Annotated in this window: 12 protein-coding genes; 4 read left to right on the forward strand and 8 right to left on the reverse strand. The window is 62.6% G+C overall.

Annotated elements, in window-relative coordinates:
- Positions 1-16 precede the first annotated feature (16 nt).
- The 4 genes from argE to ACIROW_RS04050 all read right to left on the reverse strand — a co-directional run bounded on the left by argE (position 17) and on the right by ACIROW_RS04050 (position 3,824).
- Positions 17-1,189 (reverse strand): acetylornithine deacetylase, encoded by a 1,173-nt coding sequence (gene argE / locus ACIROW_RS04035; protein ID WP_402272143.1) that lies wholly within the window; start codon positions 1,187-1,189, stop codon positions 17-19.
- A 72-nt stretch (positions 1,190-1,261) separates the two neighbouring features.
- Positions 1,262-1,840 carry a hypothetical protein gene (locus ACIROW_RS04040; RefSeq protein ID WP_402272145.1) on the reverse strand — a complete coding sequence of 193 codons (579 nt, stop codon included), beginning with the start codon at positions 1,838-1,840 and terminating at the stop codon, positions 1,262-1,264.
- A gap of 9 nt (positions 1,841-1,849) precedes the next feature.
- Positions 1,850-2,566 (reverse strand): lipoprotein-releasing ABC transporter ATP-binding protein LolD, encoded by a 717-nt coding sequence (gene lolD, locus ACIROW_RS04045; protein ID WP_402272147.1) that lies wholly within the window; start codon positions 2,564-2,566, stop codon positions 1,850-1,852.
- Positions 2,559-3,824 (reverse strand): lipoprotein-releasing ABC transporter permease subunit, encoded by a 1,266-nt coding sequence (locus ACIROW_RS04050; RefSeq protein WP_402272149.1) that lies wholly within the window; start codon positions 3,822-3,824, stop codon positions 2,559-2,561. Before ACIROW_RS04050 ends, lolD begins: the two co-directional genes overlap by 8 nt.
- A gap of 237 nt (positions 3,825-4,061) precedes the next feature.
- On the opposite strand from ACIROW_RS04050, the gene ACIROW_RS04055 reads away from it, so the two are divergent.
- The 4 genes from ACIROW_RS04055 (at position 4,062) to ACIROW_RS04070 (ending at position 9,918) form a co-directional block, all read left to right on the forward strand.
- Positions 4,062-5,135, forward strand: a complete 1,074-nt coding sequence (locus ACIROW_RS04055) for a hypothetical protein (protein ID WP_402272152.1) — start codon at positions 4,062-4,064, stop codon at positions 5,133-5,135.
- Positions 5,136-5,145: 10 nt separating this feature from the next.
- The gene (gene recJ / locus ACIROW_RS04060; protein WP_402272154.1) at positions 5,146-6,840 is read left to right on the forward strand and encodes a single-stranded-DNA-specific exonuclease RecJ; all 1,695 of its coding nucleotides are present in this window, start codon (positions 5,146-5,148) and stop codon (positions 6,838-6,840) included.
- Between the two features lie 97 nt (positions 6,841-6,937).
- Positions 6,938-8,302 (forward strand): TAXI family TRAP transporter solute-binding subunit, encoded by a 1,365-nt coding sequence (locus tag ACIROW_RS04065; RefSeq protein WP_402272157.1) that lies wholly within the window; start codon positions 6,938-6,940, stop codon positions 8,300-8,302.
- Positions 8,299-9,918, forward strand: a complete 1,620-nt coding sequence (locus ACIROW_RS04070) for a diguanylate cyclase domain-containing protein (RefSeq protein ID WP_402272159.1) — start codon at positions 8,299-8,301, stop codon at positions 9,916-9,918. The genes ACIROW_RS04065 and ACIROW_RS04070 overlap by 4 nt, the downstream gene beginning before the upstream one ends.
- Here ACIROW_RS04070 and ACIROW_RS04075 read toward each other — a convergent pair.
- The 4 genes from ACIROW_RS04075 to ACIROW_RS04090 form a co-directional block, all read right to left on the reverse strand.
- A complete protein-coding gene (locus ACIROW_RS04075) occupies positions 9,887-13,030 on the reverse strand; it encodes a multidrug efflux RND transporter permease subunit (protein ID WP_402272162.1) in 3,144 nt (1,047 codons plus the stop codon). The genes ACIROW_RS04070 and ACIROW_RS04075 overlap by 32 nt on opposite strands.
- Before the next feature lie 263 nt (positions 13,031-13,293).
- Positions 13,294-14,310 carry a GlxA family transcriptional regulator gene (locus tag ACIROW_RS04080; protein ID WP_402272164.1) on the reverse strand — a complete coding sequence of 339 codons (1,017 nt, stop codon included), beginning with the start codon at positions 14,308-14,310 and terminating at the stop codon, positions 13,294-13,296.
- A 118-nt stretch (positions 14,311-14,428) separates the two neighbouring features.
- Positions 14,429-15,616: an acyl-CoA dehydrogenase family protein gene (locus ACIROW_RS04085; protein WP_402272166.1), complete on the reverse strand. Its 1,188-nt coding sequence runs from the start codon at positions 15,614-15,616 to the stop codon at positions 14,429-14,431.
- 114 nt (positions 15,617-15,730) lie between these two features.
- Complete coding sequence (locus ACIROW_RS04090; protein ID WP_402272169.1) at positions 15,731-16,468, reverse strand: hypothetical protein; 738 nt, start codon at positions 16,466-16,468, stop codon at positions 15,731-15,733.
- Positions 16,469-16,651 lie beyond the last annotated feature (183 nt).

Genomic DNA, 16,651 nt, shown 5'->3' on the forward strand with positions numbered 1-16,651 from the left:
TAGCGCGCAGCGGTCGTCAGGCTGCTTGCAGCGAACGCCCCAGCTTGCGCAGGAAATCTTCGCAGCGCTGCAATTGCGCGATCGCCACGAACTCGTTCGGTTTATGCGCCTGGATGATGTCGCCGGGACCGCACACAATGGTCGGGATGCCGATTTGCTGGAACAACCCCGCTTCGGTGGCGTAGGCGACCTTGCGCTTTTCGTTGTCTTCGGTCAAAGCGCGCACCAGCGCCGTGATGGCTTCCTGCTCGGCGGTTTCCAGCGCCGGGCTGGCCGCGATGATGCCGATGTCGATCTTGGCGTCCGGATATTCGGCCTGCATTTTCGGCAGCAAATGATCGCGCACATATTGCGTGACCTGGGCCTGAATCTTGTCCGGCGACATACCCGGCAGATTGCGGAATTCATAGGTGAATTCGCACAGGTCAGGGATGGTGTTGATCGCGATGCCACCGCGGATCTGGTTGGTGGTCATGGTCGAAAACGGCACGTCGTACAGCGTGTCGTACGGACCGTTGACCTTGTAAGCGTCGGCAAAGTCGCGGATCGCGCAAATCAGGCGCGCCGCGTATTCGATCGCGTTGCAGCCCTGTGGCGTGAGCGAGGAATGCGCCGACTTGCCGTGCACGCGGCAAGTGAAGGCATTGATGCCCTTGTGCGCCACCACCACCTGCATGTTGGTCGGTTCACCGACGACACAGCTGTCCGGACGAATGCCGCGTTCCTGCAATTCGGCCAGCATGCTCGGCGCGCCGGCGCAGCCGATCTCTTCATCATAGGAAAACGCCAGATGCAGCGGCTTGCTGCGCGGCATCGCCAGGAACTCCGGCACCAGCGCCAGCGAGGCGGCGATGTAGCCCTTCATGTCGCAGCTGCCGCGGCCGTACAGCAAGCCGTCGCGTTCGGTCAGCGTAAACGGATCGCTGTCCCACTTCTGACCGTCGACCGGCACCACGTCGGTGTGCCCGGACAGCACGATGCCGCCCTGGATCGTGCCGGCTTCCGGCCCTTCCGTGGCCGGCAGCGTGGCGAACAGGTTGGCCTTGGTGCGCTCCTTATTGTGCGCGAACCACGGCGTGATGCCCTGCGCCTGCAAACTGTCGCGCACCGAGGTGATCAGTTCGAGATTGGAATTGCGGCTGGTGGTATCGAAAGCCACCAATTGTTCAAGCCATTGACGTGTGTTCATGATGATGCTCTTGTAAGTAATTTAAACGGGATCATGACAAAAGCCTCGTGAGCCTTTGCCGATATGTGGAGATTATGGCTCAGCCTGATCATTGGTCTGGTCCGCCGGTGGCGCCGCAGCTCCCAACGCCGGCGGTGCCGGCGCAGCCGGCACAGGAGACGCGGCGTCCAGCTTGACCAGCCAGGTCGCGAACTGGCGCCCCAGCGATTCTGCAACAATTTCCAGAATGGAGCAGGTGCCGCGCATTCCGCCCAACATGCCGCCGCGCGAATGCTCCCGCTTTACGGCGGTCTGCACCACTTCACCATCCTGCAACAAATCGGCGCGCACCGTCACCGCCTTGGCACCGGTCCAGCCACCGCCGCCGATACCCTGCACGCTCAGGATGGTCAGCTTCAAGACCCGTCCCTTTTCCATCTTGGCGGGATCGCTGACTTGCAGGGTACCCGGATATTTGTCAGCAATCTTTTGAAATACATGATTGCCCAACACGGAATCCACCGCGCACTCTTCCTTGACGCGCGGCTCGATCGGCGTCTGCTCCGCAAAAGCCGCAGGCACCTGCACCCGCAACGCGTCTTTGGCCTGCGCCAGCGTGCCGGTCATCAGCATTGCCGCCACAACCATTCCCCGGATATTTTTATTGTTCATGCCGATCTCTTATTCGAAGGTTTGCAGACCATTCTCCGACAAGCGCAGCACCCGCCCGCAGCGACGCGCCAGTTCGATGTCGTGGGTGACGATGACGAACGCCGTGCCCAGCGTTTGCGACAGTTCGATCATCAGTTCAAAGGTCTTGTCTGCGGTGCTGCGGTCGAGGTTGCCGGTCGGCTCGTCGGCCAGCACGCAGGCCGGATTGGTGACCAGCGCACGCGCCAGCGCGACACGCTGGCGTTCGCCGCCGGACAGCTCGCCCGGTACGTGGCGCACGCGATTTTCCAGGCCGACGCGGGCCAGGATCTTGCGCGCCTGCTCCTGCGCCTGGTCGCGTTTGACGCGACGGATCATGAGCGGCATGGCGACGTTGTCGAGCGCCGAAAACTCCGGCAGCAAGTGATGGAACTGGTAGACGAAACCGAGCGCCGCATTGCGCAAATCGCCGCGTGCAGTTTCACCCAGATTGGCGAAGTCCTTGCCCTGCAAGGTGACGCTGCCGGCAGTAGGCGTATCGAGTCCGCCCAGCAAATGCAGCAGCGTCGACTTGCCCGAACCGGACGCACCGACAATCGCGACCTGCTCGCCTGGTGTGACATCGATGTCGATGCCGTTGAGCACCTTGACCGAATATTTTCCTTGCGTGAAGGTCTTGCCCAGCCCGCGGCAGGACAGCACTGCCTGGTCTTGTTGATTCATGTTGTTGTTCGTTGGATTATTCATAGCGCAGCGCCTCCGCCGGTTTCACGCGCGCGGCAGCCCAGCTCGGGTACAGCGTCGCTAGGAAGGCCAGCACCACCGCCACCCCGCCGATGGTCCATACATCGGACCAGATCAGGTCGGACGGCAATTCGGAAATCACGTAAATGCTCTTGGGCAGGAATTGCACGTGCAGCAGTCGCTCGATGGCCGGCACGATGACGTCGATATTGAGCGCCACCACCACGCCGAACGCCACGCCAAGCGCGGTGCCGATCAGGCCCACCAGCGCCCCCTGGATCACGAAGATCTTCATGATCGATCCGGGCGACGCACCCAGCGTGCGCAGGATCGCGATGTCGGCCTGCTTGTCGGTTACGGTCATCACCAGCGTCGACACCAGGTTGAACGCCGCCACGGCGATGATCAGCGTCAGGATGATGAACATCATGCGCTTCTCAGTCTTCACCGCGGCGAACCAGTTGCTGTTCTGTTGCGACCAGTCGCGCAGGTAGAGGTTACCGGTCAGCTGCGTCGACAATTCCTGCGTCACCTGCGGCGCCTGCAGCATGTCCTTGATGCGCAGGCGCACGCCGGACGGCGCGTCAAGACGGAACAGCCTCTCTGCATCTTCGATCTGGATGAAGGCCAGCGAGGAGTCGAACTCGTAATGTCCAGCCTCGAAAATCCCCACCACCGTAAATTGCTTCAGCCGCGGCAGCACGCCCGCCGGCGTCACCTGCCCTTGCGGCGCAATCAGCGTGACCTTGTCGCCCAGCGTCACGTGCAGGCTGCGCGCCAGCTCGCCGCCCAGCACGATGTTGAACTCTCCGGGCTTGAGGTCGGAAAACTTGCCTTGTTTTACCTGGCCGGCGACGTCGGAGACCTTGGGTTCTTCGCTTGGCAACACGCCGCGAATCACCACGCCGCGCACATTGTCGTCGCGCGTCATCATCGCCTGCGCCGCCACGTACGGCGCCGCGCCGATGACTTCCTTGTTCTGGAAAGTCTGCTTGGCCACAGCCTGCCAGTCCGGCATGGCGCCGGATGCGTCGAACACTTCGATGTGCGAGAGCACCGACAACATGCGGTCGCGCACTTCCTTCTGGAAGCCGTTCATTACCGACAGCACCACGATCAGCGCCGCTACGCCGAGGCCGATGCCGGCCATGGAAATCAGGGAAATGAAGGAGATGAAACTATTGCGGCCGCTGCGTTTGCCGGCCCGTGTATAACGAATGCCGACCAGCCATTCGAACGGTAAATTTTTTATCAGACTCAAACCTTGACTCTCTTTTCTGGAAACGATGCCGGACGACAATGCGCCAGTTTGCCACACTCTCCGTCATCTTTCACTGTCCCATTGGGCCCGGGACAGTTAGGGCAGACGCCGGATGAGACCTTGAAACGTCTGCGAAGTTTTGGCGGCCACGTTTTTTTACGGTTTCGACATACGCCGACAAGCCGCTTCCATAGGGGGTTTTAGGCCAGAAGCTTGATTTTCGCCTACAATCGCGGCATGAATCATCTCGACATACTTCTCCCTTTCGGGCTGCCGCAAGCCGAAATGGCGCGCGATCTGGTGCGCGAATGCAAGGCTCCCGCGCTGGCCATGCTGTTGGCGCGCAGCAAGACTGCCGCGCCTCTGCAACGTCTCGATCCGTTTTCCCGTGCATTACCGCATGAGCACTGGCTGGCCGAACGCTTTAACCTGGCCGCATCCGCACCCGGCGCGCCGCAGCAGGATGAGCGCGGCAACAGCCCGGCGGTATCCGCCGCCGTACTGCGCAATCGCGTCCACCCGCCCACGCCTGCCGAAGGCCACTGGTTCATCGTGCAACCGGCGCACATCCACGTCGCACGCGACCATCTGGTGCTGACCGACATCGGCCAGTTGGACCTCGAAGAAGCCGAATCGCGCCGCCTGTTCAACTCCGCACTGCCGCTGTTCGAAGAAATCGGCCGCACGCTGGTCTACGTCGACCCTGCCACCTGGCTGCTGCGCGCCGACGACTGGGCCGGCCTGCGCACCTCGTCGCCGCAAGCCGCCAGCGGCCGCAACATCGACATCTGGATGCCGGAAGGCCCGGGCGAACTGGCCTGGCGCAAGCTGCAGAACGAAGTACAGATGCAGTGGTTCTCCGAATCAATCAACGATGAGCGCGAAATGTTCGGCAAGAAGCCGGTCAACTCGCTCTGGATCTGGGGCGGCGCCGCTGCTGCCTCGACCATCCCGACGACGATCTATCAGGCCAGCTTCAACCTGAGCGGCTGGCCGCAGGCGCTCACCGCAACCGCGCAGCACAGCGCCGCACCCGAAGGCGTGCTGGCTGCGCCCGGCGAACACGGCTTGCTGCTGCTGAGCGATTTGCTGGAACCGGGCCTGACCGATGAATGGGGCTTCTGGCTGCAACGCATGGAGGCGCTCGACAACCAGTGGTTCGCGCCGCTGCTGCAAGCCGTACGCAGCAAGCGCCTCGCCACCTTGTCGCTGGTCTTCACCGGCCAGGACAAACTGCAGCACGTGACGGTCACTCCCTCGTCGCTGCGCAGGTTCTGGACCAAGCCTTCGCTGGCAAAACTTGCAGCATGAGATTGACGCCATGATCCGCATTGCCACCCGCAGTTACGACCCGCGCGACGTCGACAGCCTGATCCACAGCGGCATCCATCCGGTGCTGGCGCGCGTCTATGCTGCGCGCGGTCTGCTCAACGCCAAGGACTTGTCGAGCGAACTGGGCGCACTGATTGCGCCGTCCGGCCTGTTGCATATCGACGCGGCGGCGATCTATCTGGCCGACGCCATTGCCGCCGGGAAAAAGATGGTCATCGTCGCCGACTACGACTGCGACGGCGCCACCGCCTGTGCGGTGGGCTTGCGCGGCCTGCGCAGCCTCGGCGCACAAGTCGACTACATCGTGCCGAACCGTTTCGAGTACGGCTACGGCCTGACGCCGGAAATCGTCGAACTGACCATCCGCGAAAAATCGCCCGACATCATCGTCACCGTCGACAACGGCATCGCCAGCATCGACGGCGTCGCCGCGGCCAAGGCGCGCGGCATCGACGTCGTCGTCACCGACCACCACTTGCCCGGCGACAGCCTGCCGGACGCGCGCGTGATCGTGAATCCGAACCAACCGTCCTGCGGGTTCCCGAGCAAGAACCTGGCCGGCGTCGGCGTCATGTTCTACGTTCTGTTGGCGCTGCGCGCCGAGATGCGCAAGCGCGGCATTTTCGACGCCCAGACCCAGCCCAAGCTCGATGCGCTGCTCGACCTGGTGGCATTGGGCACGGTTGCCGACGTCGTCAAGCTCGACGCCAACAACCGCATCCTGGTGGCGCAGGGACTGAAACGCATGCGCGCGGGCCGCATGCATCCCGGCATCGCCGCGCTATTCCGCGCCGCCGGCCGTGAAGCGCGCCGCGCCACGCCGTTCGACCTCGGCTTTGCGGTCGGCCCGCGCCTCAATGCCGCCGGCCGCCTGGCCGACATGGCGCTGGGCATCGAATGTCTGACCACCGACGACGAAGGCCGCGCTTGGGCCATCGCCCAGCAGCTCGACGCCATCAACCGCGAACGGCGCGACATCGAAGCCGGCATGCAGGATACGGCGTTGAACCTGCTGGACGATTTCAATCCGCAGGACCGCCGCACCATCAGCGTGTTCGACGCCTCCTGGCACCAGGGCGTGATCGGCATCGTGGCCTCGCGCCTGAAAGACAAGTTCTACCGCCCGACCATCACCTTCGCGCCCGGCGACGAAGGCCTGATCAAGGGTTCCGGCCGCTCGATCGCCGGTTTCCACCTGCGTGACGCGCTGGATCTGGTGTCCAAGCATGCGCCTTCGGTGATCACCAAATTCGGCGGCCATGCGATGGCGGCCGGACTGACGATCCACGCGGAAGCCTTCGACGCCTTCGCCCAGGCGTTTGAAGAAGTAGGTAAAGATTGGCTGAGCCAGAACCAGCTCGAACGCGTGGTCGAAACCGACGGCGTGCTGGAGGACGCCTATTATTCAGTCAATTTCATCAGCCTGATGGACGACCAGGTGTGGGGACAAGGTTTTGCCCCACCGGTGTTCTGCGATCGCTTCCGCGTGCTGAGCCAGCGCATCCTCAAGGAAAAGCACCTGAAACTGCTGCTCGAAAAGAACGGCCAGAAATACGACGCAATCTGGTTTGGCAACACGGATGCGCTTCCCGATTACGCAAGGGTTGCATTTAGACTGGATGCCAACGAATATAACGGCACAACCAAGGTACAGTTGATGGTGGAACACGCAGAACCGGCTTAGAGGGACGCCGTCAGGGAATTGACAGCAAAGGTAAGCCGGCGACAAAAGCAGCGCTTAACAAATTTTGAGCGCCAACAAGTAAAAATAGCAGCGACCAATGTCCAAGACTCCTCTTCCGCTGCACCGGATTCAAAAGCCGCCGATGACGCCGCAACGGCTGCGCCGCCTGATGCTGATCGGCTCTCTGGTGCTGCTGGCTGTCTGCTGGATCGTGCTGGCCATGCTCAAGCCGGCCACCCAGGGCAAGATCGTGATGACCGCCGGCGCAGAAGGCGGCATCTATCACAACTACGCGCAACGCTATGCGCAAATCCTCAAGCGCGACGGCATCACGCTCGATATCCGCACCTCGTCCGGCTCGGTGGAAAACTTCCAGCGCCTGCGCGAAGACGACAGCGAATTCCAGGTCGGCTTCATCCAGTCCGGCACCGGCAACGGCGAGCAGGCGCCCGGCATCCAGACCATCGCGGCGATTTCGTATGAGCCGATCTGGGTCTTTTACCAAGGCAATGCCACCTACGACAGGCTGTCGCAACTGCGCGGCAAGCGTATCTCGCTGGGACTGCCTGGCAGCGGCCTGCGCATCGTCGCCAACGACCTGCTCACCGAAAACGGCATCACCACCAACAATTCCACCCTGGAAGAACTCAACGGCAACAACGCCTACGAGCAGCTGCTCAACAACAAGATCGATGCCGCCTTCTTCATCGGCCGCGCCGACAGCCAGCTGATTCATACGTTGCTCAACAGCGGCATCAAGCTGATGAGTTTTTCGCAGGCCGATGCGCTGGTGCAAAAATTTCCATCGCTGTCGAAGATCACCTATCCGCGCGGCGCCACCAGCCTGATCAACGACCGCCCGTCGCATGACGTCACGCTGCTGGCCGCCACTGCCATGCTAGTGTCGAAGGAATCGTTGCATCCGGCGTTGGCCTACCTGCTGCTCGACGCTGCCAACGTGATCCACAATGCGCCGGATTTTTTCACGCCGCGCAATTACTTCCCGAATCAGAACATCGAAGACTTCAACATCTCCGACGAGACGCGCCGCTATTTCAAATCGGGACGCCCTTTCCTGCAACGCTACCTGCCGTTCTGGCTGGCCAATTTCATCGAACGCCGCTTCACTATTTTGCTGCCGTTCATCGCGGTGCTGTTCGGTCTGATCCAGGCGGTGCCGCGCATCTATGAAGCCAGTATGAAAAAACGCCTGGTTGTGTGGTACAAGGAAATCCATCTGCTGGAAGAAGAGATCTGGAACACGCATGAACCATCCGACGAAAAGCTCGCCGAGTGGCACGCCGAAATCGAAGAGATCGACGCCAACGCCAACCAGATCGACATTCCGCAACGCTATTACGGCGACGTCTATGCGCTCAAGCAAGCCATCCGCGTGGTGCGCGACCGTGTAAGCGAAGTTGCGAACCAACGAACAATAACAACACCTGCATCTTCCGTATGAATTTCAAACGCTTTTTCAACAGTCTTGTCACCCGTCTGGTTCTGTTCGGCACTCTGGTCGTTCTTGCCAGCGCGGTCGCGCGCTTTCATGTGCTGACCAATTTCCTGCATGACGACCTCAGCGAAGTCGCTGCCGATCAGCAAAGCACGATCGCAAGTTACCTGGCGCAGGACATCAACTACCGCATCGTCGAGCGGCGCCGCTTCCTGGAGCAGCTGGCGCGCATGCTGCCGGCGGAATTGCTGGACCAGCCGGAAAAGCTGCGCTCCTGGCTGCAGGAACGGCAAGAACTGCAACCCTTGTTTTCTATGGGCTTGTTCGTCGCCGACGCCAATGGCGCCGTCATCACCGACTACCCGCCGGCAGCCGGACGCCGCAATCTGTCGCTGGCGATTTTTCCTGATTTCCACCTGGTCAAGGAAGGAAAATTCATCATCGGTGAACCTTTGCTCAGCCCGATCGATCAACGTGCCATCCTGCCGATGCTGGCCCCGGTGCGCGACAGCGGCGGCAAGTTCGTCGGCGTACTGGGCGGCGTCACCGCGCTGGCCGCGGCCGGCTTCCTTGATCATCTGCAGCAGGCGCGGCTGGGTGACTCCGGCAGCTTCCTGCTGGTGTCGCCGGCCAAGCGTCTGATCCTTGCCTCCAGTCAGAAAAACCTGATTTTCAAACCGCTGCCCGAGGTCGGCGTCGATCCCATGCTGGACAAGGCAGTCGGCGGCTATCGCGGCAGCGGCGTCGGCGCCAACGGCGATATCGATGAGATCAAGGCCATTGCCGACGTGCCCAGCACCGGCTGGTTCGTGGTGGCGCGCCTGCCGGTGAAAGCGGCGTTGCCGACGGTGGACCGCGTACAGGCGTTCATCGTGCGCGGCGGCGCCATGCAGGCTGCGGTGATTTTCCTGTTAATCATTCTGGCCATCGTCTGGTTCTTCCGCCCGCTGCGGCGTGCTGCCGACCAGGCCGAACGGATGACCAGCGGCGAGTTGCCGCTGACGCCTTTGCCGGTCTATCGCAACGATGAGGTCGGCCATCTCACGATGGCGTTCAACCGGCTGCTGTCGCGCCTCAAGACGCACCAGTCGGAATTGCAGCACCAGGCGCATCACGACACCCTGACCGGCTTGCCGAACCGGGTCATGCTGGCCGAACGCATGCAGCAGGCGATTGCGCAAACGCAGCGCGGCGTGGCGCTGTTGTTCCTCGACCTCGACAGCTTCAAGCCGATCAACGACACGCTGGGCCACAAGGCCGGCGACCAGGTGCTGCAGGAAATCACCCAGCGGCTGCAAAAGGTCGCGCGCCATAGCGATACGCTGGCACGCGTCGGCGGCGACGAATTCGTGCTGCTGGCGACCGACCTCGGCGCACCGCTGGAACACGGCGCCCGGGCGCTGGCGGAAAAATGCATCCGCGTCGTCTCCGAGCCGCTGCGGATTGGAGACGACTACTACGAGATCGGCGTCTCGATCGGCATTGCCGTATGCGAGACGTATTGCGATCCCGACACCCTGCTCCAGGCCGCCGACAAAGCCATGTACGACGCCAAGAACAGGGGACGCGGTTGCTACGTCATCGCGCCGGTCATGGAAGCGGCGGTGCAGACGCCGGCATGAACTTGCCGCGCTGTTGACGCCATTGCGCCAGCCGCTCCGTGAACCCCAGTACGACGACAAAAAACACCGGTACGAAAAACACCGCCAGTACGGTGGCGCTGACCATGCCGCCGAACACGCCGGTGCCGATGGCGCGCTGCGTTTCCGCGCTCGCGCCGCCGGCCAGCATCAAAGGCAGCACACCCAGCGCGAATGCCAGCGAGGTCATCAGGATCGGCCGCAGACGCAGGCGCGACGCCTCCACCGCCGACTCAACCAGGCCCTTGCCCTGCTCGCGCAACTGCCGGGCGAACTCGACGATCAGGATCGCATTCTTGGCCGACAAACCCATGACCGTGATCATGCCAACCTTGAAGAACACGTCATTCGGCATGCCGCGCAAAACCACCGCCAGCACCGCGCCGAGCAGGCCCAACGGCACCACCAGCATCACCGACAGCGGGATCGCCCAGCTCTCGTACAGCGCTGCCAGCACCAGAAACACCACCAGCGCCGACAAAGCCATCAGCATCGGTGCCTGCGCGGCGGACTGGCGCTCCTGCAGCGACTGGCCAGTCCACTCGAGGGCGAACCCCGGCGGCAATTGCGCCACCAGGCGCTCCATCTCCTCCATCGCCTCGCCGCTCGAGGCGCCCGCCTTGGGCGCACCCGAAATGCGCACCGCAGGGTAACCCTGGTAGCGCACCAGCTGTTGCGGCGACACGCCCCACACCGGCTTGACCAGTTCCGACAGCGACACCATGCCGTCGCCGGCATTGCGCACGTGCAGCTTCAATACGTCCTCGACCTGCATGCGCGCCGAGGCGTCGGCCTGCACAATCACTTGCTGCATGCGTCCGGCGTTGGGGAAGTCGTTGACGTACAGCGAGCCCATCGCGCTCGACAAGGTCTCGTTGATGGCATTGAACGAAACGCCCATCGCCTGCGCCTTCTGGCGATCGATTTCCAGGCGCACGCTGGCGCCGCTCGGTAGCTCTTCGGCATAGACGTCGCTGACGACGCGGCTTTTCCCTGCTGCTTCCAGCAGGCTTGCCTGCGCCGCCTTGAGCGCAGCATAACCCTGGCTGGCGCGGTCTTCCAGGCGCATCGTGAAACCCGACGAGTTGCCCAGTTCGTCAATCGCGGGCGGCAGCAGACTCATGCTGACGGCGTCGGCGACCGGCTCCATCGCCTTGTGCGCACGCTCTGCTTCGTCGGCAGCAGTGGCGCCGTTGCGCTGGTCCCAGTCCTTGAGCATGGTGTAGGCCAATGCTGCATTCGGTCCTGAACCGGCGAAGCTGTAACCGAGGATGGACTGGTTATTGTCGATCGCCGGGCGCGACGCCAGGTGGCGCTCGAACACCTTGACCGCATCGAGTGTGCGTTCGGCGGTGGCGTCCGACGGCAACTGGATTGAGGTCATGAAATAGCCCTGGTCTTCTTCCGGCAAGAAGGCCGACGGCAGCATCGTGAAGGCCGCCGCCAGCGCGGCCACCAGCGCCGCAAACAACAGCATCACCCTGCCGCTGCGCCTGAGCAGGCGCACCACGCCGTTTTCGTAGCGCTGCGTCATGCGTTCGAAGCGCGCGTTGAACCAGCCGAAGAAACCGCGCTTTGCATGTGACTCGGGACCGATCGGCTGGAGGATGGTGGCGCATAACGCCGGCGTCAGCGTCAGCGCGAGGAAGGCCGAGAACAGGATCGCCACCGCCATCGACAGCGTGAACTGGCGATAGATTTCGCCGACCGAACCGCTGGCCAGCGCCATCGGGATGAACACCGCCGTCAGCACCAGCGTGATGCCGACCACGGCCCCGGTGATTTCGCGCATGGCGCGCGAGGTCGCCTCCTTGGGCGACAAGCCTTCGCTTGCCATCAGGCGTTCGACGTTTTCCACCACTACGATCGCATCGTCGACGATGATGCCGATCGCCAGCACCATGCCGAACATGGTCAGCACGTTGACCGAGAAGCCGGCCACCAGCATCACAGCGAATGTACCGAGCAAGGCGATCGGCGCAACGATGGCCGGAATCAGCGTGTAACGCACCTTTTGCAGGAACAGGAACATCACGAGGAACACCAGCACCATCGCTTCGATCAGCGTGACGATGACTTTCTGTATCGATATCTTGACGAATGGTGCGGTGTCAAACGGCACCGAATACGCCATCCCCGCCGGCATCGTCTGCGCCAGCACCGCCATGCGCTCGCGCACTGCCTGCGCGGTGCGCACCGCATTGGCGCCGGGCGAGAGCTGGATCGCGGCAGCGGTCGATGGTCGTCCATTTTCGCGGTTGGCGTAGGCAAAACTTTGCGCACCCAGTTCCACCCGCGCGACGTCGCGCAGCAACACTTGGGCGCCGCCGCGGGTGGCGCGCAAGACGATGCGTTCGAACTGTTCCGGCGTTTTCAATTGGCCTTCGATGGTCAGCGGAATCGTCACGCGCTGACCCGGTTGCGCCGGTGCATCCCCTACGCGGCCCGGCGCGATCTGCGCGTTCTGCTGAGTGATGGCGCTGCTGACGTCGCCCATGGTCAGCTTGTAGCCGATCAGTTTGGCAGGATCAACCCAGATGCGCATGGCGCGCTCGGCGCCGAACAATTGCACCCGGCCGACGCCGTCGATGCGCCGCAATTCCTCGACCACGTTGCGCGCCATGTAGTCGCCCAAGGCCATCTCGTCGAACTTGCCGGTCGGCGAAGTCAATCCGACCAGCATGAGGAAGCCGGAGCCGGACGCCTCCACCGACAAGCCGTTCTGGCGCACTGCCTGCGGCAGGCGCGGCTCGACCGTCTTGAGGCGGTTCTGCACGTCCACCTGCGCCAGGTCGGGGTCAGTGCCCGGCTTGAAGGTCGCAGTGATCTGCGCCGAACCGGAGGTGTCCGACGACGACTCGAAATACAGCAGGTTCTTGACGCTGGACAGCTCGCGCTCGATCAGGCTGACCACCGAGTCGTTCATCGACTGCGGCGTGGCGCCGGGATAGGTGGCATAGATACTGACGCTGGGCGGGGCCACCGTGGGATAGCGTGCAATCGGCAACTGCGGTAAGGCGATCAGTCCCAGCAAGATGATGAAAATCGCGACCACCCAGGCAAACACCGGGCGGTTGATGAAGAACTGCGGCATGCGTCTTTTCCTGTCGGGCGCGGCGGCCCGGATTATGTCGTTGTACTTGCGCGCGTTTGCGCTTGATGGCGTCGGTAGGCAGGAGCAGCCGCCGGATGGGTCGGCAGTCCCGGGGAGCAGAAAGAATGTTGCGGCGGCGGCATGCGCATTTCCTGCGTCCGAGCGGGATCATAGCCGCGACGCAGGGGAAAAGATGTAGGGAAATTGTGCATTCCCGGCAGTTTGTCGGGAATGCAGGTGAGACCAGGTGAAACCGGGTGGGGTCAGGCGGCTTGTGCGGCGTTGGCGGCAAGCTGTTCCCGATGCGCCGAGGGAGGATGCGTTTCAAACTTCTTCCAGACGCGGCGCAGTTGCCGGCTCGAGTGGAAGCCGGCTTTCTCGGCCACGTGCTCCATGTCGAACGGCGATTGCGCCAGCAGGTCGCGCGCCAGCGCAATGCGGATGCGATGGATGTAATCGACCAGGCTGTCGCCGGTATGTTCGCGGAACAGCCGCGTGAGATGACGCTCGCTGGTGCAGGCGATCTCGGCCAGCCGCGCCACGCTCCAGTCGTTGGCGGGATCCTTGATCACCGCGTTCTGCACGCGATGCACGGCCGGATGCAAGTGGTTGCGTGCCACCAGCCATGGCGACAATTGCGGATCGCCGCCGGTGCGGCGCATGTACACCACCAGCGAACGGGCCACTGAAGCACTGCAGGCATGGCCGGCGACTTGCGCCACCAGGTGCAGCGCCAGGTCGATGCCGGTGGTGACGCCGGCGCTGGTGTAGAGGTCGCCGTCTTCAACGAAGATGCGGTTTTCCAGCACCTCAGCGGCGGGCGCAATGCCGCGCAACTCCTTGATATGGCTGTGATGGGTGGTGCACTTGCGTTGTCCCAGCAAGCCGGCGTAACCGGCCAGCAGCGTGCCGGTGCAAATGCAAACCAGCTTCTGGCGCGGCGCAAAATGCCGGCGCAGCCATGCCACGACCTGCTGGTCGGCGACGCTGCTGAAGTCGTCGTCGCGGCCGACGCAACCGCTCAGCACCAGCATGGCGTCGTCCGGCAAATGCTCGGGCAAATCTTCGAAACCGGTGATGGTGAGGCCGACCGAGGTCGCCACCTCGCGGTGCACGCTGATGAAATGCAGGTCGAAATACGGCGCGCGCCCCGATTGTTCGGCGAAACGATTGGCGTAGCGCAAGACTTCCGCCGGACCGATCACGTCAAGCGTCAGCAGAGACTCCCGCAACAGGAAATAGACCGGGATGCCGGCGTCAATGCTGGTGGATATGGCCATGATTCCCTCTGATCTGCGACTGGAGAGCTATCATGTTACTCCATCGGCATCGACCTCACGATGGCGGGCCCGGACATTAACCGGACATATTCCGCCATCATTTTTCGGACTGACGGAATCAGGAATACAGCGTCGGCTCGGGCAACAGGTGTTCCAGCGCATAACGACCGACGTCACGCAGCTTGTAGTCGATCGGATCATGCAAGGTGTGGGTACGGGCATTGCGCCAGAAACGGTCCAGTCCCAGATCTGCCTTGGTGGCGCGTGCGCCGCAGACGTCGAACACATCCTCGCCCACCGATAGCGCGGCGCGATGCGACAGTATCTTGGCTTCGGCCACGGCCAGCGCCGCCCTGCCGCGCTGTTCGGCGCTCAAGTCGCGACCGATCCGCCAGGCCTGATCCACTTCGACGCCGGCTTCCTCGGTCAATGCGCGCGCGGCGCGCAATTTCAGATGCATCTCGGCGTAGCGATGGACGACGTAAGGATCGTCTGCCGCGCGCTGCACGCCCGAGGCGAACCAGGGCCGGCCCTGGTTGAGCGTGTAGTCACGCGCCTGTTCAAAGGCGCCTTCGGCCATGCCCAGGTAAAGATTGACCAGGATCAGTTGCGCCACCACGCCGCGCATGGTGAGGAACGGCGTCGACACGCCGTCGGGACGATGCAGCACTTCGCTCCACTCGAGCCGCACCTGCTCGTAGCTGACCGAGGTACTGTCGGTCTGGCGCTGGCCGATCGGATCCCAGTCGTCATGGATGGAAATCCCCTCGCGCGCAGTTGGCAGCACCGCAATCAACAGCTTGCCGCTGGGCTGGTGGATCGCCGTGGTCAGCAGGCGATGCGAACCGAGCGTGCCGGAACAGAAACCCTTGATTCCCTGCAGCACCAACCCGCCGTCCTGTTCGGTGGCGATCAGGCGCGGATCGGCCGGATTGGCGGAATTTCCCCACCAGTGATTGAGTGCGACGGTTTCGCCGAGGTAAAGCGTGCGCTGCTGGTCAGAACCATAGGAAATCACGCCCGACAGCTGCAGCGTCTGGAATGCCAGCAGATGCGCCATCGCGCTGTCGACGCGCGCAATGCGGCGCACGATGGCGAAGGTCTCGCTCCACGAGGCGCCGATGCCGCCGTATTCCTTGGGCACCACCAGCAGCAGCAAGCCGTGTTGGCGCAACAATTCCTTCTGCTCGGCGGCGTGGCCGCCGGCCTTGTCGCGCTCGGCGGCAGTACGCGCCAGCTCTTGCTCGATGGCGGGCAAGGCAGCGTGGATGGTCTCAAGTGTCCAGTTGCTCAGGGGAATACTCATGATGACGCTTTCAGGCTGATTTCAGTGTGCGGAAGTGTCGGCGCTGGTCGTGGAATGCAAAACAAATTTTTTCGCATATGGATATGCGGATATCGTTGCGCAGTCTCGTTCCGTTCAGCGTACCGGCAAGAACTGAAGAAAGGAACCGCCCAGCAAGTTCTGTACATAGCTGATGCCGGCGCGGCGATACTTCTCGGTAATGAACTCAGCCAGCAGGTCGAGGCGGCCGACGATCTTGCCGAACTCGCGCTCGAAACTGAGGTTGCGTTCAGTGGCGGTGATCTCGTCGGACAGCAGCAAGGGCTGGCCGGTGGCGTTGCGGCGGTTGCTCAGCATCCACACCGCGATTTCGATGTTGCGTGCGGCGTTGTAGAGATACTGGGCGTCGAGGCCATCGATCAGGAAGAACTCGATCTTGCCGCCGTGGGCGGTGACGATCATGTCGGCGGTGGCGTAGATGAAGGCGGCGACGCGGTCGGCCTTGAAATCCGGCGACAGCGCCAGCGACATGGCGGCGATGTCGTGCTTGCCTTGCAGGTCGTCCCAGGTCTGGCGCTTTTCGACGGCTTCACGGACGCGTTTGACGACCTCTTCGCGGCTGGCGCCGGTCTTTTTCCACTCGCCCGGGTTGCGGCGGTAGAGCTTGTCCATCAACAGATAGAGACTCTCAAGGTTGGCGCGCATGGCCAGCGTGGCGACGCGGTTGGTGTCGGACTGGCCCATTTCGCGCGAACTGGCGGAAGCGCCTTTGACCTCGCCGCGCGTGGTGGGGGCCGAAGAACAAGCGGACAAGCAAGCCGCCCCCAGCATGACGGCGAACTGAATCGAACAGGCGGCGGCGGTTGGTCTCATTTTTTGCATCCCGCTATGACTGCCGGAGAGTGGAATGAGTTCGGCGCTCATTTCGTCCGGCGAAGAAATCGGTCCCGATTGTGCAGGCTGCGCTCATCGGGAAACTGCTTCAGCATCCAGAGAATCGAGGCAAGCATATAACGACATGCTGAGGAGGCGCTGACATTTTTCATGCTGCGGGCG

Source organism: Herbaspirillum sp. NPDC101397 (genome assembly GCF_044767325.1).
In the GTDB taxonomy this organism is placed as follows: Bacteria; Pseudomonadota; Gammaproteobacteria; order Burkholderiales; family Burkholderiaceae_D; genus Herbaspirillum.

What these genes read in the sequence shown, in the direction of transcription:
- ACIROW_RS04075 (WP_402272162.1), bottom strand. Translation starts at nt 13,030, where the DNA reads ATGCCGCAGTTCTTCATCAACCGCCCGGTGTTTGCCTGGGTGGTCGCG.
- lolD (WP_402272147.1), bottom strand. Translation starts at nt 2,566, where the DNA reads ATGAATAATCCAACGAACAACAACATGAATCAACAAGACCAGGCAGTG.
- ACIROW_RS04055 (WP_402272152.1), top strand. Translation starts at nt 4,062, where the DNA reads ATGAATCATCTCGACATACTTCTCCCTTTCGGGCTGCCGCAAGCCGAA.
- ACIROW_RS04085 (WP_402272166.1), bottom strand. Translation starts at nt 15,616, where the DNA reads ATGAGTATTCCCCTGAGCAACTGGACACTTGAGACCATCCACGCTGCC.
- ACIROW_RS04070 (WP_402272159.1), top strand. Translation starts at nt 8,299, where the DNA reads ATGAATTTCAAACGCTTTTTCAACAGTCTTGTCACCCGTCTGGTTCTG.
- ACIROW_RS04090 (WP_402272169.1), bottom strand. Translation starts at nt 16,468, where the DNA reads ATGAGACCAACCGCCGCCGCCTGTTCGATTCAGTTCGCCGTCATGCTG.
- ACIROW_RS04065 (WP_402272157.1), top strand. Translation starts at nt 6,938, where the DNA reads ATGTCCAAGACTCCTCTTCCGCTGCACCGGATTCAAAAGCCGCCGATG.
- ACIROW_RS04080 (WP_402272164.1), bottom strand. Translation starts at nt 14,310, where the DNA reads ATGGCCATATCCACCAGCATTGACGCCGGCATCCCGGTCTATTTCCTG.
- argE (WP_402272143.1), bottom strand. Translation starts at nt 1,189, where the DNA reads ATGAACACACGTCAATGGCTTGAACAATTGGTGGCTTTCGATACCACC.
- ACIROW_RS04040 (WP_402272145.1), bottom strand. Translation starts at nt 1,840, where the DNA reads ATGAACAATAAAAATATCCGGGGAATGGTTGTGGCGGCAATGCTGATG.
- recJ (WP_402272154.1), top strand. Translation starts at nt 5,146, where the DNA reads ATGATCCGCATTGCCACCCGCAGTTACGACCCGCGCGACGTCGACAGC.